Annotated in this window: 1 protein-coding gene; it reads right to left on the reverse strand. The window is 75.8% G+C overall.

What is annotated here, in order from left to right; all coding sequences use genetic code 11:
* On the reverse strand, positions 1-277 hold a 277-nt coding region (locus MN205_RS00045; RefSeq protein ID WP_242123072.1), incomplete at both ends, for a GGDEF domain-containing protein.

Genomic DNA, 277 nt, shown 5'->3' on the forward strand with positions numbered 1-277 from the left:
CCAGGGAGTCGCTCCAGGCGGCGGTGGCGGCCTTGAGCAGCTCGTCGCCGGCCTGGTGCCCGCGGGTGTCGTTGTAGGCCTTGAAGCGGTCCAGGTCCAGCAGGGCCACGACGAACCCGGTGCCGTCCCGGCGCGCGTCGGCGCAGGCGCGGGAGAGCTCGTGGTCCCAGGTGCGGCGGTTGGCGGCACCGGTCAGCGGGTCGGTGCGGGCCAGGGCGGCCAGCTGGACGGCCTGGCTGCGCACCTGCTGCAGCAGGTCCCACACGCGGGCGACGAC

Origin of the sequence: Kineococcus sp. TRM81007, assembly GCF_022669155.1 — a bacterium.
In the GTDB taxonomy this organism is placed as follows: Bacteria; Actinomycetota; Actinomycetes; order Actinomycetales; family Kineococcaceae; genus Kineococcus.